The 19,376-nt window shown below is 36.0% G+C and carries 17 protein-coding genes; 15 read left to right on the top strand and 2 right to left on the bottom strand.

The window, feature by feature from the left end:
* The first annotated feature begins 158 nt into the window (after positions 1-158).
* Entirely contained in the window at positions 159-1,067 is a 909-nt protein-coding gene (locus VIO64_RS12305) for a hypothetical protein (protein WP_331918583.1), read from the top strand.
* 69 nt (positions 1,068-1,136) lie between these two features.
* Here the strand turns inward: VIO64_RS12305 and VIO64_RS12300 are convergent, their stop codons facing one another.
* Positions 1,137-1,343 carry a PspC domain-containing protein gene (locus VIO64_RS12300; protein WP_331918581.1) on the bottom strand — a complete coding sequence of 69 codons (207 nt, stop codon included), beginning with the start codon at positions 1,341-1,343 and terminating at the stop codon, positions 1,137-1,139.
* A 327-nt stretch (positions 1,344-1,670) separates the two neighbouring features.
* Between VIO64_RS12300 and VIO64_RS12295 the strand changes: the two genes are divergently transcribed.
* The 3 genes from VIO64_RS12295 to VIO64_RS12285 are packed head-to-tail and all read left to right on the top strand — an operon-like array spanning position 1,671 to position 6,350.
* Positions 1,671-3,596: a glycoside hydrolase family 9 protein gene (locus VIO64_RS12295; protein WP_414705275.1), complete on the top strand. Its 1,926-nt coding sequence runs from the start codon at positions 1,671-1,673 to the stop codon at positions 3,594-3,596.
* Positions 3,597-3,632: 36 nt separating this feature from the next.
* Positions 3,633-4,049 carry a hypothetical protein gene (locus tag VIO64_RS12290; RefSeq protein WP_331918579.1) on the top strand — a complete coding sequence of 139 codons (417 nt, stop codon included), beginning with the start codon at positions 3,633-3,635 and terminating at the stop codon, positions 4,047-4,049.
* A 54-nt stretch (positions 4,050-4,103) separates the two neighbouring features.
* Positions 4,104-6,350 (top strand): tetratricopeptide repeat protein, encoded by a 2,247-nt coding sequence (locus VIO64_RS12285; protein ID WP_331918577.1) that lies wholly within the window; start codon positions 4,104-4,106, stop codon positions 6,348-6,350.
* 10 nt (positions 6,351-6,360) lie between these two features.
* On the opposite strand, the gene VIO64_RS12280 is transcribed toward VIO64_RS12285, so the two are convergent.
* Positions 6,361-7,299 (bottom strand): hypothetical protein, encoded by a 939-nt coding sequence (locus VIO64_RS12280; protein WP_331918575.1) that lies wholly within the window; start codon positions 7,297-7,299, stop codon positions 6,361-6,363.
* Positions 7,300-7,721: 422 nt separating this feature from the next.
* Here VIO64_RS12280 and VIO64_RS12275 point away from each other — a divergent pair, with 422 nt between their 5' ends.
* The 11 genes from VIO64_RS12275 (at position 7,722) to VIO64_RS12225 (ending at position 18,913) form a co-directional block, all read left to right on the top strand.
* A complete protein-coding gene (locus tag VIO64_RS12275; protein WP_331918573.1) occupies positions 7,722-9,383 on the top strand; it encodes a serine/threonine-protein kinase in 1,662 nt (553 codons plus the stop codon).
* A 178-nt stretch (positions 9,384-9,561) separates the two neighbouring features.
* Entirely contained in the window at positions 9,562-10,449 is an 888-nt protein-coding gene (locus tag VIO64_RS12270) for a hypothetical protein (RefSeq protein WP_331918571.1), read from the top strand.
* A 12-nt stretch (positions 10,450-10,461) separates the two neighbouring features.
* A complete protein-coding gene (locus VIO64_RS12265; protein ID WP_331918569.1) occupies positions 10,462-11,265 on the top strand; it encodes a hypothetical protein in 804 nt (267 codons plus the stop codon).
* Between the two features lie 128 nt (positions 11,266-11,393).
* A complete protein-coding gene (locus VIO64_RS12260; protein WP_331918567.1) occupies positions 11,394-13,034 on the top strand; it encodes an ATPase, T2SS/T4P/T4SS family in 1,641 nt (546 codons plus the stop codon).
* Positions 13,035-13,108: 74 nt separating this feature from the next.
* Positions 13,109-14,128, top strand: a complete 1,020-nt coding sequence (locus VIO64_RS12255; RefSeq protein ID WP_331918565.1) for a hypothetical protein — start codon at positions 13,109-13,111, stop codon at positions 14,126-14,128.
* A gap of 11 nt (positions 14,129-14,139) precedes the next feature.
* Positions 14,140-15,288, top strand: a complete 1,149-nt coding sequence (locus VIO64_RS12250) for a hypothetical protein (RefSeq protein WP_331918563.1) — start codon at positions 14,140-14,142, stop codon at positions 15,286-15,288.
* 46 nt (positions 15,289-15,334) lie between these two features.
* Positions 15,335-15,721, top strand: a complete 387-nt coding sequence (locus tag VIO64_RS12245; RefSeq protein ID WP_331918561.1) for a hypothetical protein — start codon at positions 15,335-15,337, stop codon at positions 15,719-15,721.
* Between the two features lie 30 nt (positions 15,722-15,751).
* Entirely contained in the window at positions 15,752-16,117 is a 366-nt protein-coding gene (locus VIO64_RS12240; protein WP_331918559.1) for a hypothetical protein, read from the top strand.
* Between the two features lie 15 nt (positions 16,118-16,132).
* Positions 16,133-16,894 (top strand): hypothetical protein, encoded by a 762-nt coding sequence (locus VIO64_RS12235; RefSeq protein WP_331918557.1) that lies wholly within the window; start codon positions 16,133-16,135, stop codon positions 16,892-16,894.
* A 39-nt stretch (positions 16,895-16,933) separates the two neighbouring features.
* A complete protein-coding gene (locus VIO64_RS12230; protein ID WP_331918555.1) occupies positions 16,934-17,749 on the top strand; it encodes a hypothetical protein in 816 nt (271 codons plus the stop codon).
* 105 nt (positions 17,750-17,854) lie between these two features.
* Positions 17,855-18,913, top strand: a complete 1,059-nt coding sequence (locus VIO64_RS12225) for a metallophosphatase (protein WP_331918553.1) — start codon at positions 17,855-17,857, stop codon at positions 18,911-18,913.
* Positions 18,914-19,376: the final 463 nt, after the last annotated feature.

Genomic DNA, 19,376 nt, shown 5'->3' with positions numbered 1-19,376 from the left:
ACACTTTAAACCTTGAATAGCGGCAAAGTGCTGATAATAGCATGGCAGCCGGCAAAAAGGTGTAAAGTGTTTTAGTTATACAATAATCTATATTAAAAGTATTACATTTATCTCTTTTAATTAATTTAATTTATAAAATTTTTTAAAGAAGGTGTAAAATGAGCAAAGTAAAAATTAGCGAGATAGAATACGCCGGTTTTGGCAAATGTATTGAAATATCCAATAGTGAAGTGGATATTGTCATAACTTTAGATTGTGGTCCCAGAATTATAAGGTTCGGTTTTATCGGCGGGGAGAATCAATTTTATGAAAAATGCGAAATAAGTGTAGATTCAAAGTATGGCAAGTGGAATATCATGGGTGGGCATAGGTTGTGGCATGGCCCTGAAAATGTTCCTAGGACATATATTGCAGATAATAATCCGATAAAATATGAGACTATTGAAGACGGAGTGAAGGTTACACAAGATATAGAGCCATGGACACAAATACAAAAAGAAATGTGTGTGACCCTTGATCCTATGGAAAATAAGGTTAAAATCGTACATAAGCTGACAAACTTTAATGCCTGGCCTGTTGAGTTGGCACCTTGGAGTGTAACCGTAATGGCACCGGGAGGAAAGGAGATCATACCCCTTTCAAAAAGCAGTACAGGCAGCTTGCCAAACAGATCAATTGTTTTATGGCCATATACTCGTTTTAATGATGAACGTGTTTCATGGCTTGACCAATATGTGGTGTTAGATATAAAACCAGCAAAGGATGAATCCTTTAAGATAGGTACAAATAATGAAGAGGGATGGGCTGCATATGTTAGAAACGACAACCTCTTTGTTATAAGATCAGATTATGCTCACAATATGAGTTATCCGGATTCCGGGTCTTCCTACGAAACATACACTAATGGCAACCTTGTAGAGATGGAAATATTAGGACCTTTGGAAAAAATGGAAGTGGAAGGGTCATCTACCCTGGCAGAAACATGGGAATTAAAAAGAAATGTTTCAATAAATGAATTTAGTGATGAGAGCATAAACGATATGGTTAAAAAGCATATCGTGAAATAAAGGGTTGTTTCTAGGCGTTTTAAAAACTACTTTCAATATAAGTTGTTTTTAAAACGCCTTTTGAGGTTGCTACCATGTTTTGTCAGATGAAAAGTACTTTCTAGGTATAATGACCCAGGCTGCCAAATAGAATAGTATCGAGAGTCCGGCAAATACTGTGAGTATTACCCAAATAAGCCTTACGAGCGTTGAGTCTATTCCAAGGTATTCAGCTATTCCGCCGCACACTCCTACTAATTTTTTATCAGTATCCGAAAGATATAATTTTTTATTCATAATAATCGAGCCTCCAAAATTTTAATATTGTTTTATAGATGCTGAAATTTAAAGTTATATATTATTAGCGTCTATATATTAAAGGATACGAAGTTTATAATGTTATGTCTGAAAAATTAATAGAAAAATTAAAATAATTAAGGTTAGACTTTAAATAATTAAGGTTGAGCTGTGGATTATTTTGCTCATTTGCAGTGTAAAAATAATTTTATACTGTCAGCAGTGTATAATTATTTGCTCGATTGTGTAATATCTTGCTATTAAAAATGTAAAATAATTATTTTAAAACATATAGTTGTGATAAAATAAAATTAGGAGGAGATAAGTATGAAAAAATCAGGCAAGTATTCTGGAAAGGTTGGCATATTTTTTATTATGCTGGCTTTAATCACATCTATTTTGCCTAGTAATGCGGAGGTGTTTGCAGCAAGCTATGACTATTCCACTGCACTTAGGTATGCCATCGAATTTTATGATGCAAACAAGTGCGGTAAAGATGCTGTGGTTGATAACATCTTTGATTGGAGGACAGGCCCCTGTCATATCACTGACGGTGTAGATGTTGGACTGGATCTGACAGGCGGTTATCATGATGCAGGTGACCATGTAAAGTTCGGCTTGCCGCAAGGGTATGCGGCTTCAGTTATGGGATGGTCAATTTATGAGTTTAGGGATGTGTTTGATGCTACTGGAAATACTGAAAAAATGCTTTCACAGCTAAAATACTTTACAGACTATTTTTTAAGATGTCACCCAAACCCTACAACCTTTTATTATCAGTTTGGGGACGGTATAATAGACCACCAGTATTGGGGAGCACCAGAGCTTCAGGTAGGTGACAGGCCAACCCTTTATGTTGCCAATCCCAGCAACCCTGCAACTGATGTTGTTGGAGAAGCTGTTGCGGCATTAGCCCTCATGTACTTAAACTATAAAAGCACAGATTCTGCATATGCCGATAAATGCTTGAAGGCAGCAAAGGAGCTTTACCAGCTTTGTAAGGCGTCACCCAAAATAGGGGACTATCAATTCTTTTACCAGTCAACAAGCATGTATGATGATTTGGCATGGGGGGCAATCTGGCTCTATGTAGCAGAAAAGGACCAACAGTACATGACTGAAGCAAAGGAATACGCCCTAAAGAAAAATATAAACCAAGAAGACCCGTTGAAAAACAAATGGACCATGTGCTGGGACAATATGTATCTACCAGTACATTTAAAAATTGCAGAATTAACAGGTGACCCTGTATTTAAGACATCAGTGGAGTTCAATCTGGATTATTGGCTAAATACAGTAGACAAGACTCCTGCAGGCTTAAGGGTTCTACATTATTGGGGAGTTTTGAGGTATGCAGCAGCAGAATCCATGATTGCATTCTTATACAACAGGGTATCTCCAAATCAGAAGTACTTGGATTTTGCACAATCCCAGATGGATTATATACTTGGCAAAAATCCGGCCAACATGTCTTATGAAATAGGTTTTGGAAACAGATGGTCATCATTTGTACACCACAGGGCAGCACAAGGGGGACAGGGATATGAAAATAATGCAGATAAGACACCTGCAAAATATGTATTAAGGGGTGCGTTAATAGGAGGACCTGATAAAACAGATACCTTTAAAGAAAGTGTAGATGAGTATCAATATACTGAGGTTGCAATAGACTACAACGCAGCATTTGTGGGAGCATTAGCCGGAATGGCTAAGCATTTCGGAGCACAGACAAGTATTAAGCCTTCACCCACACAGACAGTATCTCCAAAGCCATCGGGAGAAAATAAATATACAATTACAGGATATATATCCCTTGATTTCCAGGTTTCCAGCCAATCTTCACAATTTATAAAGGAAGGATTCAGGGTTGAGATACCAAATGTAGGTATTTATGCACAAACCAATTCAAACGGCTACTTTGAGCTTTCCGGTGTTCCTGTAAGTACAATCGGACATACCATAGCGATAAGTAAGAAAAACTTTTTAAAGAGAGAAATTGGAAAGGTCGTAGTAACAGGTAATGTGCAGATATCAAACAGCACTTCTCCAATATTGATGTGGATTGGGGATACTAATGGAGATGGAGCAATCAATATGTCGGATATTATGGCCTATGCCATGGTTTTTAACAGTACATCAGGGGATGGAAAATATAAGCAGGATTTGGATGTGAACCAGGACGGGGCAATAAATATGAGTGATATAATAACAGTAGCAAAGCACTTTAGTGCATCAACTTCCAGCTATAATTAAATATTCAGTATAATTGAAGGAGAGGACATAGTAACAATGGGAAGATATGATGATGTTTTGTATCAGCTAATAAGGAAAGGTGCCAGGAGCTCATTCGAAAGGATGTCCAAAGATGAAATAAATGAGATTATAAAAAAACATCCGGGTGTTCCGGCTGACTATATTGAATATCTTGAAGAGATAGGATATGGTGATATGGGAGATAATTACTTTATGCTCTATGGAGGATTGGTAGAGGCTTCCGAAATATATGGAGAAGAGAAAGCTCAGAAATTAAGAGACATTGTTTTTCTGGGAGATTATTATAACGGGCACAGCATAGGATTTTCCAAGATAGGGGAATGGGAAATGGTAGACGTTGATAGCCTGCAAAATGTAAAATTCCTTAACACATCCTTTGAGAATTTTATAAAAAATAAGTTGGATGAGTATTTAGGAATGTTGAGTTTGTAGCATAGGACACTTTTATTTATTAAGTTCTCCATTTAGTATTGTGAGGTATTTTTGATGAAGAAAAGTATTATATTGTTGTGTATTCTGTTAATTCCCATGTTTCTTCAAGGTTGTACAGATAGTATAAGGGCCAATTCTTACAAGGCACAAGCTGATAAATACTTTGAACAGGGGGATCATAAAAATGCCCTTGCTTACTACGACAAGGCACTAGATGAAAGCTCAAAAAAGATAGGAGCATTGGGTGGAAAGGCAAAGGCCCTTGAAGCCTTGGGAAAGTATGATGAAGCCTTAAAGGTATGTGATAATGCAATTAAGGTTGACCCCAAAGCGGCAGACATATACAACACCAAAGGAAATATATTGTCGGATAAATCAGAGTTTGAAGAGGCGTTGGAAAACTATAAGTCTGCCAATAAAATTGAGCCTGATAATGCGGTTTACATTAATAATATTTCTTATGCCTTAAATATGCTTGAAAGATACCAGGATTCTATAGAGTATAGTGATAAGGCAATAGAGAAAGATCCCAGGCTTTCCATGGCATTTATAAATAAGGGCTATGCTTTGGAGGGCCTTGATAAGCCGTCAGAAGCTTTAGAACTGTATGATAAGGCAATTAAGTACGACCCGAAAAATATTAGAGCTTATATATACAAAGGGGATATACTCAATAACGAATCAAGGTATAATGAAGCCATTGAAATGTACGATAAAGCTATTAATATTAGCAAGGACAAGGGAGATATTGATGCACTTACGGGTAAGGGAGACGCCCTTTGCAATATGGGGAAATATGAAGACTCCATTAAATGTTTTGACAAGGCGATTGATGCAGCACCGGACAATCATGAAATCTACATATTTAAAGGTCGTTCTTTATACTATTTGGGGAAATACAAGGAGTCTGTTGAATGTCTGGACAAGGCATTGGCTATTAATGAAAAATCGTCCTATGCCAAGCTTTGGAAGGCAAAAAATTTTACAATGAACGAAGAATATGAAAAAGCGGAGAAATTGTGCAAGCAGGTTTTAAATGACGACAGCAGCAATTCATTTGCATATGATGTCAAAGGATGCATTTATTTAAATCAGAGCAGGTTTAAAGAAGCCATAGCAATGTTTGAAAAGGCGATATCAATAGAGCCGGACTATATTGATGCAATAGTAGATAGAATAAGTGCCAGTTTCTATATGAAGAACTATGATGAGTGCATAGCTCTTTCAAAGAAGGAGCTAAAAAGGTTCCCTGAAAATATTGATATTTTGTGGTACTTAGGAGATAGTTACTCATATATAAACCTTCATAAAGAAGCAATTGACTGTTATAAGAAAATCCTCAATATTAATCCTGATTATGAACAGATTTTGGCGTTGACAGCTTGTGAATATTATATTTTACAGGACTATAAAAGTTCTGAAGGGTACAATGATAAAGCCTTGAAGATAAATAAAAGCAATAAAACAGCAATAAAGCTTAAAGAAGAGTTAGAAAAAAGGAAGCTGCCTGAAAGCAGACAGATTTGGGATTTTATTAAAGAGAACTATCTTTATTTGGACAAGGCTAAGGATTACGAAAAAAAATCAAAGAATTTTACGGCCAAAAAGGAAATAACTATTAAGGATATTGAGGCGTTTATTAAATCAATTAGGGCTCGAGATGATACTTTTACGTTTGTTGTTTCAGGGAAGGATTATGATGAGATTATGAGTATGGATAATTCCAACCATATCATAACTAAATCTACGGCAAAAGATATATTTTATGTAGGAATAAATTCATTTACCTCCAATACTTCGAGAGAGTTTAAAAAGGCTATTGGCAAGATAGATAAGCCGGAGCAAAAGAATCTAATTATAGACCTTAGGGATAATAGCGGCGGGTTAACCAAGGCGGCCAATGAAATCCTCGATATGCTGCTCCCTAAATGTGCTACAAGCTACCTCATATATCGCGATGGCTATATGGATTCCTATTACTCGGATGATAACCTTGTGAAATTTAAAAAAATTTTTGTTTTTACAAATGAGAGATCAGCCAGCAGTTCAGAGCTTCTTGCATTAGGCCTTAAGAAATATTTACCGAATGTAACCATCGTAGGAAGGCCTACTTTTGGAAAAGGTGTGGGCCAGACAGTATATGAAAATAAATCAAAGAAATACTTGATATATCTTGTCTCATTCTACTGGAATGTCAAAGAGAAAAATATTATGGGTCAGAAAATTACGCCTGATGTGAGGGTTAGAGGAAATAATACCGATACTTTTATAAGAGTGGTTGAAAAGCAAATTAAGAAATGAAAAAGAACAACTATGAGGCTATCTTATCAATAGCCTCATAGTATGCCTTAAACTCTTCTAAATACTTATAAGTTTCCTTTCCATAGGTCTCCTTGTATTGCACAAGTCCTATTTCAGGCAATCTGATATCAAGCCCGATTTTTACTGCAAGCTCTGAAACAAAGGGAATTTGGCCTTCATAACCATTGTATTCTGCCAAAATTTCTTCCACTTCAAACTGATTCTTTGTTTGTATATCCAAATCCATTAAATAAGCTCTGGATTTTAAGGCTTCAGCTGCAAACTCTACGTTTTGCAAATCATCAGTTAGCATAGCGGCCACCTCTTCATCCGTGCAGTTGGAAAACTTTGGAGGAATATTTTCCTTCTTGGATATAATCTGATCGTTAATCCTTGCACCATTAACACTTATCTGAGATATTCCCAAGGTTTTAGCCCATTTCCCGTCTCCATATTTGTCAAATACATCATAACAAATTATTTCTCTAAAAAGAACTGAGGCAATCATTTCCTTTGGAACACCGCAATTAGAATTATTTAACTCGCTGTCAAGCTCACTTACCAGCAAATCAACCGCTTCTTCGACTGAATATGTATTTGTTATGCCGCTGCCAATACCCTGACTTAAAGAAATCTCAAAAAGTCTTTTACATAGTTTTTTCTTAAGCTCCAGTTTATGTACAAAATCCATTGCCTCTTTAGGTAATGTGGTTTTTAAATTTATGCTTTCTTGTACGGATTCTAGAGTATCTCGCCTCTCCTCTTTTGTTGTATCCGTTTCTCTCATGCTAATACCACTTATTGTTGTTGTTGTTTTATAATTATTTGAAATCACTTTAATTTCTTTATTAGTCATGTTTTCTTTTGCTTTTACCTCGTCAGAACACTGGAGCTGAAATAATATGGAAACTATTAAAACCGTCGATATAAGCTTTATCTTACCTTTCATAACTTGATTTTACCCCTTAAAACACTAAACAAATCTATTTATGAATTAATTATTGTGCTTTGAACTTATTACTCACTTTGTTTGTATTAGTATTAATATTTTTATTACCCAATTAATGTATTTTTTGTCTATACAATTTTACTTTTATTCTGAGTATTTTTCAATATAATTTTTCAAATATTAATAAATTTTTCACAAATGTAATAGATTAATTGATATTAAATTAAAATTTCATTAATCTTGTATTTGGCAGAATAAATAACGAACGGTTAACGTTATTTGCGATAGACAAATGTAATAGGTTTATTGATTTTAATAGATTGAATTATGGAAAAATTTCTGATATAATTAATACATACAATATTTTTCAAATCCAGTCAATTCTTTAATCAATACAAAATTCCACATTAACGGTGATAAATATGAATTATAATGGGCTTTTTGATGGAAAATACCGTATTCTAAGGCCCCTTGGACAAGGCGGCATGAGTACTGTCTATCTTGCTGAGAATGTTAAGCTCGGGACTCTGTGGGCTATTAAGGAAATAAACAAAAACTCCAGAATAGATATTCTGATTGAGCCTAACATACTTAAGAGGCTAAATCATCCTGCACTCCCAAGAATCTTTGACATAATTGAGGATGATGAAAACATTTATATAATCGTAGATTATATTGATGGAACTTCCCTTGATGTGGACCTTGGCAGGGCTGGGAAATATCCAGAAGAAAAGGTCATTGAGTTTGCACTTGACATTTGTGATGTCCTCAGCTATCTGCATAATCAAAAGCCCAACCCGATAATCTACAGGGACATGAAGCCGGGAAATATAATTTTGACAAATGATGGATCCATAAAACTCATTGACTTCGGTATTGCCAGGGAGTATAAAGAGGAATCCAACTTTGATACCGTCTACATCGGAACAAGAGGATACGCCGCACCAGAGCAGTATGGCAGCGGTCAAACCAATGAAAGGACTGATATTTACAGCCTTGGAGTGACATTGTATCACCTTGTGACAGGGAAAAGCCCAAATGATCCTCCATATGAGATAAAATCCATAAGGCTTTATGACAGCAGCTTATCGGAGAAGCTGGACAGCGTCATTAACAGGTGCACAAGGCAGGACCCGAATGAAAGATACGGGAGCATTGCCGAGCTCGTAATTGATCTTAAAAAAGCTGGTAAAAGAAGCAGTAACCATAGTATCGACAATATAATTGGCAGAAAAGAAGTTGCTAGACAAACGCATATTAGCTTTAAGAAGTTAGTGCTAAGTGTTCTGGGAAATTCGGAGTTTGCTGCTGAAGCGGCTTATGTAATAACAAATCTGACGGACTTAAAGGTAATATTAATTAATTTAGATTTCATATCATCCAATCTCGACTTAAATCTTAATCTTGTACCTAAACTTGATAAATATGTTTCTTCCAGAGATGAAAATTACGGATTTAATATGATTAAGGAAGCGATGGAACGAAATTTTTTCAGTCAGGATGTCTTGGAAAAAGCCTGCATAAATATTGAGAATTCAAGTAATCTATATGTCCTTACAGACCCTTATGACATATACAATTATGAAAAGTATAAGGATTTAGATGTTGAGAAGCTTGTTGAATACTCATACAGAACCTTTGATGTTACAATTTTATGTCTGAACAGTTCAATACATGATCTGTACAGCAAATCAGCACTAATAAAGAGTGATTATAATCTCATTGCTTCTGGAGCAAACATAGATGAGTTAAGGGGTTTTGAGGGGTATTTTCAGTATATGAAGGATAGGAATGACATTTCTCTAGACAAGATCAGGCTTATTGCATTTGACTACAAGAAGGATGTTAACCTTCCGCAAAATGTGCTCAGCGGCTTCTTTGGAGGAAATAAGCATATAGGTACTATCAATTACCATATGGATAGAGAGAGGTATAGAAACGTCAACTCATTCTATGCTAAAATCGCTTTGGAAAAACAGTCTCAGGAATATCTTAATATATTATCACATCTTAATATAATTCCTAAAAGGACTTTAGGCAATAAAATAGGCGGCCTCATAGGATCAATTTTCGGGAAGGGCTAGGTTCGTATTGAATTCATTTTTATAATTTGAATGTTTATGCAGTTTTAGGTACGATCAAAAAGTAACTTCCGCTATAAATTTCGCTTATGTGTTGACTTAGCTCGTCAACACCCGCTCAAAAGCGGAAGTAACTTTTTAATCATACCTTAATTTACATATCAGAAAGGAATGGATTTTAATGCTCAAAACTCAAAAATTTATTTTGCTTGTTGCAGTATTTCTATTGGTGATGGCAGGAACTATATACTACTTTAATAACATTAGGATACCTGGACTTACTAGCAGCCTGGAAAAGGAAATAAGGGCCAAAATTGATGTAGCTGCTATGCCTAAGATGAAAATAGCTGTGATAGCAGATAAGGAAGGAATTCCTAAGTACACCCAACTTACAGATGAAATAATTAAGAGAAAGGTGAAGGTTATAGACATACCAAATGATTTTGTTGCTTCAAATGCAGCCTTTGATATTGATATGTTAAAAAATAAAATAACAAAAGAGGATCTCAGGTTTGGAGAGCAGATAATACTAGACAGCCTATCTACAGAGCAAAAATGGTTTGGAGACTATGACAGGCTAAAGGAATTTGCTGTAAGAAGTATTGTTGCAGAAGAAGTTAAACCCGGTAATATAGTTGACTTGATTGTCAATTATAGAAACGGAACTTATGACATTTTGGTTGCAAAGACTAAAGTCAGGAAAATATACAAGTCGGAGGGAAAGGACGGAACAATAAGCTCCTATACCTTGATATTCGCCCTTGATGAAACAAGCTACAGGGATGTTTTGTTGGCGAGCAAGCTGGGGTATCTTGAAACCAGATTGTATATTGATGAAAGCCAAAAAGCATCTGCCAAGACATTCAACTATGCAGTACAGTCAAAGAAGATCCCAATGATAAAAGTAGATGAAAAGGATTCTGCATTAGCCGGTATTATCCCCATAGGAAGTACAGGAGATGCAGGTGTAAAAGAAGGAGATGTAAATCAAAGCCTAAAACAGGGAACAGTATCAGATTCCTCAAAAGAGAATAATTCCCAGAAACCAGAGGTAAAGGTGGAAAGATAAAGGAGACGGCTTATGGTGATTTCGGTAACAGCTCCAAAAAAGGGAATGGGTCAGACCCAGAGTGCTATTAACCTTTCCGCTATGCTTACAAAGCTCATAAAGGGGAAGGTGCTGCTTGGAGATATCAATAAATTCAGTAAGGATATTGAATATTATTTTAGTGATACCCATGCATTAAAAGGATTAGATAGTCTTATAAGCCTTATCGAGGCAGGGCTTTTGAAAGAGGATAATTTTGATACCTGTGTAAAATCTATAAACTCGGAAATGGACATTCTTATAGCCAATGAGTGCTTTGAATTAAGTAATAACAGTATAGACAAACTGATAAGCTTTTCAGAAAAACTTTATGATGTCGTAGTTGTTGACACCATATCTGGAAGCAGCATCCTTACAAGAAGATTCTTCGAAAGGTCCCATGTCATTCTGGTGGTTTTGAATCAATATAAAAATGTTGTGGATTTAGCGTTGGGAAACCAGCTATATAAGGAGTTTTCCGATAAGGTGGTATATGTAGTTAACAGATACAGGGATAACATAAATCTTAAGACTTCCGATATCAAGGGAATGCTAAAAGCAAAGGGCTTTGAAGGTGAAGTATTTACTATAAACTACGATGTTTCAATGATTAATGAATGTAATGACCACTCGGTTCTTAATTTTATACTGAGTAAAAGCATTAGGACAGTATCGGTACATGAAGAAATGCTTTTGCTGACAGAATTTTTATTAAAAAGATATGGTGCTGATATACAGTTAAAGGATATAGGCATCAAGCAGGGAAAATTATTTTCCTTCTTTATGTCTAAGAAATAATGATGCATGCCGCATCATTATTTCACACGACAACATTAAGGATGCAAAATTACTTCGTAATTTTGTTATGTCTAAGAAATAGCGGTGCAAAGTTACTTTGTAATGTCTAAGAAATAGGGGTGGGAGATTTGAAGGTTAATAATGTTGAAGAATTTAAAAAGATATCAAAGGAAATGGATGAGATATTAAATGATATAGATAAATATCAGAGACTTTATAACGTTGACAGGCGAGAGGCAGAGAAAGAGATTCAACGCTATACCGGCTATAAGGACAAAGCGGCATTAGGAAGAAAAGAGGTAAGGGCACATATTATAAATCAGTATGTAATCATTTTAAAGCAGCTTTATAAGCTCGATGATGATGGCATTAACAGGTTTATAGACTTCAGGGAACTTAAGAATAATAGTGCTCAGGTAATATTCGAAATGCTTATTGAGCTGTATGACATATCTGAAATAATCAATAAATATCACCTTTATATAAGAGTTCTGGAAAAGGATATATGGAAAATCGCAGTTTCAGAAGAGGCATATATCAAGTACAGCTTTGACCTTACAAAGAAGCTGAAGCTCCTTGCAACATTTATTTATGCAGATGTTTACGGGCAGGATGTAATTGATTCGCTGCAGCATCATAAAATCAGTGAAATAGGCATAATAGACAAGGATTATGTTTATATAGTTTATAAGGGGAACAAGCTGCATTTGGAGTTTTTGAGGTTTGAAGATGAAAACGTCATTCTAAACATTCAAAAGAAGACAACGAGAAATGCAGTACTAAACTATGATAAGAGCAATCCCACCCTCGTTACATCAAAGGATAACAGCAGCCGTATTACTGTAGCCGGATTTAACGCTACAGCAGAAGGCGACCTTTATTACAACGAAAGAATATTCAATCTTTCAAAAATTACTTTGGAGGAAATGAGGGACTCATACAACACCATAAATGAGCTTGTGTTCAGATTCCTTTCCATGAACCAAAAGGGCAGGGGTTCTCATTTTGTGACAGGCTCTGATATGGGTGTTGGAAAATCTACATTCCTATTGGCTATGATGGAAAAGATACCTGATATGTGGGGGATCGGAATACTTGATACCCAGAATGAGCTTCAGGCTAGGAAAAAGTATCCATGGAAGAATGTCCTGACCCTTATTGAAAACCCCGACAGAACTATTGCCCAGCTCTTTGAAATAATGCTGAAAATGGCCAGGGATGTAATATACGTAGGTGAGATAACAAAACCGGCGGAGGTAGCAGAGCTTGTGAACTCTAGCTTGAGGCTTAATGCAGGTGTCGGAGCTACTCTTCACTCAAAGACCCCCTTTGAGGTGGTTACAAACCTTAGAAACCTCATGATGCGAACTGAGATGTACAACAACAGCGATGTGGCAGAGGCCGATATTGCAAGAGGTCTTGATCTGGTAGTGCACCTTGCGAAGCTTGAAAACGGACGGATTATAGTTGATAGTATTGTAGAAATAGAGTATGTTGAGCAGGAGACATTTATTTCCCCAGTTGTGGAGGGCAGATTTAAGGATCTTTTGTACAACCTAGCAAAGATGGCACAATATGCCGTACTGAAGTATATATACAGGAAGAGCTACAGGTACAATGTAATAATTCAGTACGACAGGAATAAGAACGATTGGATTGCATTAAATCCTCCTTCAAAAGATTATTTCTCAAAAATAGGCAGGTATGTAAGTGAAGAGGAGATTAATGAATTCATGAATTACTTTTCAAGATGCAAAGATGGACAATAAAACTTGTCAAAACACACTCAAAAAATGTAAGCAATATTTAATCATGCCTTAACATAAAAAGTAGGTGAGGGATTATGTCCATAATTTCAAGAATAATTGAAGGCTGGAAAAGGATATCAGCATATATAGTTCAAATGGATTTATTTACTGCTGTATGTGTTTTGCTTACTATAACAGCTATAGTCCTGTTGATAAGGCTGATAATTCAAATGCTGAATGCATACAAAATCAAGCAGTTTTACAGTGTCAATAAGGACAAACGCTATGCACTTCGTGAAATTACAAAAAAGCTGAAAAAGAACAGGTATTTTCTTAGCTTGGCTGAAAATATTGCTTTTAAAATAGGCATGTTCAACAACTATTCGTATGAGAGAAACCTTGAATTTGCCACCATGACCTGCTTTGCGTTTTTAGGGCTTGCAGCCTTAAGCATTATAATATTCATTCCATTAGTGTCGGTTATATGGTATATTCTCCTTTTCTATATTTTTATGGCTGTTATATTTGCAATATTGCTGTTTTATATTTTTACAATGATTGCCAGATCAAGGTTTAATAATCAGCTGCCTGAGACATTTAAAATTATAAATAGCAGATACATAACCCATGGCAACATATTAAAGGCTATTAACGTTTCGCTAAACGATTTTGATAAAGCTGTCAAGCGTGAAATGATAAAGATTTACGATGTTTTAAAAAAGAATGATATGTATGATATCAATAATACCTTCAGGATGATAGACAGGGCATACAGGAACGAATATGTTTCACTGTTATTAAATCTTATCAAACAGGCACACTATAAGGGTGGCAATAAAGTAATAAAAGAGCAGATAGAAAGCACTACCGAAGAGATACTTATAGATATTGCAAATCAAAAGGACCTAAGTGCATCCACCAGGACATATGTTTTTTTAAGCGTTTTTCTTCTTCCTGCCATATGGTTTGTAGAACGCTTTAATTATAAGGCCTTGGGGGAAAAGTCCGTAGAATTCTATTCAAGCCCCTATGGAATCGGTGTTAAGCTTGGATTTTTAATAGCTCTTATGTTTTATATCGGAATGATGCTGTTTTTAGAAAGAACTTCAGATTGAGAGGTTTACTTATGGATATATCTGCTAACCTTTTTCTGGTTCCGGCTTTCTTGGCTTTTTTATTGATATTCATTTCTGTGATCAAAAAAACAGTCATGGATGTCAAGCAGTATAAAATAGGAGAAAAAAAGCAAAGTCCTCTTGAAATTATTATTGAAGTGATGGACAGGATTAATGTTTTTACCCCTAAAAAGGGATCAAAGGTTTATAAAGGTTACAAATCCTTTTTAAAATACTCCAGGCTTTCTGTCAAAAAACTTTTCAGGATAAAATTCATACTGTTTATTATTGCATTAGTATTTTTGCTCCTAAAGTATTATACAGACATAGGCATATATACCAGGGATATCTATACCAGGTTTGATTATTACTCCGATCTGTTGTTCCAGTATAAAGGAGAGGTTCAAAATAAAGAACTGGCTTTAAAATACGAAGTTGACTGCCTTAATAATGCCCTGTCGGAAATTTCAAAAAACGAGATTATCAGCTCATCCAAAGAAGAAATTCAACTAAGGATAAAGTCATATATTAGGGCTGCAGATAGAGAGCTGGAACTTCCAAAGGACACCATAGCAAACAAGGTTTATTACAGGCTCTATGACTATTACAAGTACAGAAATATTAACTTGTTTGCGATATTCTTGATTGGTCTGCTTGTAAGCTTTGTACCTGAAGTCATGGTGTATCTTAGAAGCTTCTTTGCCAAGGCGGATGCAAGAAAGGAGCTAAGGTTTTTAAAAAAGCTTATAATAGTCAACGGCTCCATAAAGCCTGTGGATTTCATGGAGCTTTTGGAAATGCTGATTGAAAGGTCCAAATACTACAAAGAGATGCTTCAGGAAATACAGGATGCAAATAAGAGAAACAATATCGACAACAAGACCATATATATGAATCTTATAGGCAGTACAAGAGACCTTGATTTAAAACTGTTTTATGAAAAGCTTGACCAGGCAAACAATTACGATTTTGACCAGGCAATCCTTAATATTCACAATGAGTTCAAAATGGAAAAAAGAGAGGTAGCAAGGAAAATAAAGAAGAGAATTGACCTTATAAATATTCTGGGAATTCTGTTTTTTATGGTTCTTATTGTAATTTTGATCATGTACCTTATGATACCATGGATGAAGTCATACAACATGAGCCAACTGATGTGATCTGCTGGTTAATCTAAACACTTCTAGTATAGGAAGGGGTGAGGCTATGAAAGAGGTGGTTTTTGAAGTTGTTATAGGTGTGATAATAATAGGGCTCCTGGTAGTGGTTATAAACCTTTTTAGGGGCAATCTTGAAATAATTGGATCTACTGCGGATAAAGCGGATAGGATGGATAAGGTGCAGGCGGAAACATTAGGTGTTGATATAAATAAAAGCAGTGTCAAGGGGAGCGATGTTGTTTCTGCTATAAGGTATTATGCCGACAAACCTGAGGTTAGCGTATATGTAGACAGTCAAGACTGTAGTGGAAAATCAGACCTCAGCGGAATTGATTACGAAGCGGTTTATAATGCAGAGTACAAGTTTGAAAAAGAAAAGAAAAGCTTGGAGAAAATATATTATTGGCTGGCTTCAGGGTCAAATGCAAACTAGGTATCTCGACATGAAAAAGGAGGAGTTTTTATGGATAAGATTATTGCAACAGTGATTGTTTTGATTATTGTATTAGGGCTAATAGCCTTTGCAATTTTGCCACAGCAGGAAGGCGTAAAGCAAATGGGGGAAAAGGGAACAACTGAGCAGCAGAAGCTCATCCAGATGGTTAATGATCCAAACAGGGTAATGGGGAGTGCAATCAGATCTTATTTGAACCAACCGGGTGTAAAGGTGACCATTGGAGGAAGTGCAAGCTTTGATGTAAATACCATAATGGATTCGCAGGTTTATACAATGAAAAAGACCTATAAAACCGATGGTTCGATTGATACCGTTGATTTTACAATTGTTAACATGGGATCAACTGCTGGAACATCACAGGGCAGTAATTAGGTCCGGGAGGTCTTTATGGCTGGAAAGCTTTTTGGTACTTTTCTTATAATTATGTTCCTTACGTATATGGTTTTGTTATCCAGCTTTTATTTTATGCATCAGTCTGTTTCAATTAATGTAAACAGCATTAATTATAATGTTTGTGAAAGTCTATCTACATCAGGCATTCTGACACCCCAGCTCTTTACCTACTTATCCGACTCTTTGGCCAGATATGGTAATTTTCAGATAAAAGTCAAGCTGGAGAGGCAGCTCAAGGCTGGGGTTTATGACACTTACTTTTTTAGTGGCGAGGACATAATAAAAGAAATAGGCAGCAACGGAATAAAAGGCCGGATGAACATCATAAACAGCAAGCTTGGTGTAGGTGACAGGGTTACCATATATGTGGAAGATAACGATCTTACATTGTTTGGACGACTCATAAATGCTACATTCTTTGGAAGTAGTTCCGGCAAGTTCGCTGATACAAAAATTAAGTCGCTGAAATCCTGTATAATCTCCAATGAGCCAAGAGACTTGGTCAGGGGGTATGATGTGATTGCAGAGATAAAAGGAAGGACCGATCCTGTGGCTATAAGTGTCACAACTAAGCTTGGAAGCGGTAATTACAGCTATGATAATGGAAACCCTGTTTATGGTGACAGTGATAATGAAAAAATCGCCTCAGGGGTTCCGGGAAGTGACTACATATTGGAAACAGGTGAGTTTAAAAGGGAGTACTTATATGAAAATGACGGTTCAACAATAAAGGAGATTGTATTTATTCAGCAGTGAGATAAATATAAATCAATAAGGATTCATAGGAGTGTGTATATGGGAGAAGTGATGGCTGTCATTATTATTCTGCTTCTAATTGTTATGGTTTTTGTCCCATTAGCGTATTTGAACTACACATCTGCAAGTAATGAAGAGGTAAAGCAAACATTAAACCTTTCTTGTAAAGTTATTGTCAATAACATAGAAAACCGGGCAGCAAACCTTGAAGGTATATCAAAGGGCTATTACATGGATGACATCTCTCAAGTAAATATCGATATGAACAAGCTTTTGGGGGATTTTGACGAGTTGATACGATACAATTCAGGTGACGGTGAAAGTTTTGATAAGATAAAAAGGAGCATTTTATTAAAGGCACTTGTATTAAAGGACAAGTTTTTTATGACTAAAAAGGTGGAAACCCTTCCGGGGGTCTTTGAAGACCAGTGGGGGCCGCCTTACTTCTTTACCACAGCTATATATGAAGGTGGAAAGGAAAATCTTATATATTTAAACACAAAGGATGACAGGGTTGTGTATTTTGAGGGGGGGACTGAGAAAAGAGACAAGGTGTTGTCTGATTTTCAGGGCGGCATTACAAGGAAAGAAAAGAGCCAATTAATAATAGATAAAATAAACCTGGAAATGGAAAAGGCCACCAGGGAAATTGGTGTGCGGAAGGGTATCGGGGTTAAAATAAGAAATCCGTATGACACAGGAATAGATAACGCCATAAATTATGCCAATGTAAACGTGCTAGATGGAGGAATAACTTTTTTCGTATTATACGGGGATAACACGTTACTAAATGCCAATGGCAAGGACTTTAATTTCAAGAACTACAATGTAGCCGGCTATTCCATGTCGTATTAAGGAATGGCAAATTTTATAGAAACCTCTTGTTTGGAATTTCCAACATGATAAAATATAAGAAAAAGCTGCTAAAGAAAAACGTCAAAAGAGATACGGAGGAGATCCATGCTTAAAAGGTTTAAGCTATTTAATTGCGGTTTTATACTTGTACTATTCGTTCTATCGCTAGCCTTGACTTCATGTAATTCCGGTACTTCGGAAAAAACATTGAGAACTCCAACTATAGGTAAAGCAACTATTGATACAGCAACTGAACCGACGGGCCACAGTGCAAGTAAGCCGGCTGTTATACCAAGCACGTATTCGCTTACGATCTTGAGTACCAATGACATCCATGGGCATATTGAAACATTGCCTGAATATGCAACAATTGTAAAGCAGGTACGCAGTGAGCGGAAAAATGTTCTGCTGTTGGATGCAGGAGATGTTTTCAAGCGTGGAAAATACGAGAACTACCAAGGGAAGATTGAAATGGATATATACAATGAAATGGGCTATGATGCAATGGTTCTTGGAAATAATGAATTCAAAGTTCCAGGAAGCAAGAAATCCAAGAAAAACAGCGGCACCCTGGAGGATAGCGACAAACAGATTTCAAGCCTCATTAAATGGGCACAATTTCCAATACTATGCGGAAACGTAAAGTTAAAAGACACAAATAAGTATATTGATGGAACAAAGCCATATACTGTTATAGATGTGAATGAGGTAAAAGTAGGTATTATCGGCGTCACATCAACCGCTCCAAAAGAGGAAAAGCTTGATATGACGGTTAACAAAGACTTCATATCTCCGCAGAAGGCAGTTAAGCAGCTTCTGCCTGAGGTGAAGCGTGTATCCGACATTCAGATTGTTCTATCCCATGCAGGAATGAGTAATGATAAGAAGGTGAAGGATGTGTCGGCCATAATAGGTGGGCATGACCATATAAGGACTTTAAAGCCGGTTGTCTCCAATGGTATTCCCATTATGCAGGCTGGCGGCGAGGAGTTGCATTATCTAGGCAGAGTTGATTTGGAGTTCAAGCAAAAAGACAACAATTGGGTTTTGGATAGTTTTAGCACCAATCTTTATCCTGCTGACGGAATTGTAAAGGATGAAAGGATAAAAAGGATAATTGACGATTATCGCAAAAGACCAATTCCAACGTTGAACGTGAAATAGGAAGTAAATTTTAAAAATAGATTCCATTCTATGGACAACACGTTTAATAATATTGTATAATATTTCTATGTGTTATATAAAATATGCATAAAGATTTGCAAATTTTGTAGCGAATATATGTAAGATAGAAATAGTACAGATTTACACGAGCTCAATAAATATGGATAATTAGCTGAGTTAAATTATATAAATGTATATATGATGTGTAAAATTAATATTAGAGATCTGTAATCTTATTTTAATGAGTTTAGTTTTATATTGGATACTTATAAAATACACTCGTTATGTGGGCACCATGAGTGTATTTGGGGGATTGATTTGAGAATTCTAATTTATTTTGTCATTCCATAGTAAGTGGTGCAACCGGCCAATATTGGGGGACTATTTCTTCCCTTTTATTGGCTTTTTCTATATGCATCGTTGTTGTAATCTTTTTTTCTATTCAAATGCCAAATCATTAATT

Origin of the sequence: Pseudobacteroides sp., assembly GCF_036567765.1 — a bacterium.
In the GTDB taxonomy this organism is placed as follows: domain Bacteria; phylum Bacillota; class Clostridia; order Acetivibrionales; family DSM-2933; genus Pseudobacteroides.
This window is presented reverse-complemented; position numbering and strand designations above follow the sequence as displayed.

Excerpts from the sequence above, each read along its gene's own strand:
- VIO64_RS12305 (WP_331918583.1), top strand. The coding sequence starts at position 159 with ATGAGCAAAGTAAAAATTAGCGAGATAGAATACGCCGGTTTTGGCAAA.
- VIO64_RS12245 (WP_331918561.1), top strand. The coding sequence starts at position 15,335 with ATGAAAGAGGTGGTTTTTGAAGTTGTTATAGGTGTGATAATAATAGGG.
- VIO64_RS12295 (WP_414705275.1), top strand. The coding sequence starts at position 1,671 with ATGAAAAAATCAGGCAAGTATTCTGGAAAGGTTGGCATATTTTTTATT.
- VIO64_RS12280 (WP_331918575.1), bottom strand. The coding sequence starts at position 7,299 with ATGAAAGGTAAGATAAAGCTTATATCGACGGTTTTAATAGTTTCCATA.
- VIO64_RS12240 (WP_331918559.1), top strand. The coding sequence starts at position 15,752 with ATGGATAAGATTATTGCAACAGTGATTGTTTTGATTATTGTATTAGGG.
- VIO64_RS12285 (WP_331918577.1), top strand. The coding sequence starts at position 4,104 with ATGAAGAAAAGTATTATATTGTTGTGTATTCTGTTAATTCCCATGTTT.
- VIO64_RS12265 (WP_331918569.1), top strand. The coding sequence starts at position 10,462 with ATGGTGATTTCGGTAACAGCTCCAAAAAAGGGAATGGGTCAGACCCAG.
- VIO64_RS12275 (WP_331918573.1), top strand. The coding sequence starts at position 7,722 with ATGAATTATAATGGGCTTTTTGATGGAAAATACCGTATTCTAAGGCCC.
- VIO64_RS12300 (WP_331918581.1), bottom strand. The coding sequence starts at position 1,343 with ATGAATAAAAAATTATATCTTTCGGATACTGATAAAAAATTAGTAGGA.
- VIO64_RS12270 (WP_331918571.1), top strand. The coding sequence starts at position 9,562 with ATGCTCAAAACTCAAAAATTTATTTTGCTTGTTGCAGTATTTCTATTG.
- VIO64_RS12230 (WP_331918555.1), top strand. The coding sequence starts at position 16,934 with ATGGGAGAAGTGATGGCTGTCATTATTATTCTGCTTCTAATTGTTATG.
- VIO64_RS12255 (WP_331918565.1), top strand. The coding sequence starts at position 13,109 with ATGTCCATAATTTCAAGAATAATTGAAGGCTGGAAAAGGATATCAGCA.
- VIO64_RS12250 (WP_331918563.1), top strand. The coding sequence starts at position 14,140 with ATGGATATATCTGCTAACCTTTTTCTGGTTCCGGCTTTCTTGGCTTTT.
- VIO64_RS12225 (WP_331918553.1), top strand. The coding sequence starts at position 17,855 with ATGCTTAAAAGGTTTAAGCTATTTAATTGCGGTTTTATACTTGTACTA.
- VIO64_RS12235 (WP_331918557.1), top strand. The coding sequence starts at position 16,133 with ATGGCTGGAAAGCTTTTTGGTACTTTTCTTATAATTATGTTCCTTACG.
- VIO64_RS12290 (WP_331918579.1), top strand. The coding sequence starts at position 3,633 with ATGGGAAGATATGATGATGTTTTGTATCAGCTAATAAGGAAAGGTGCC.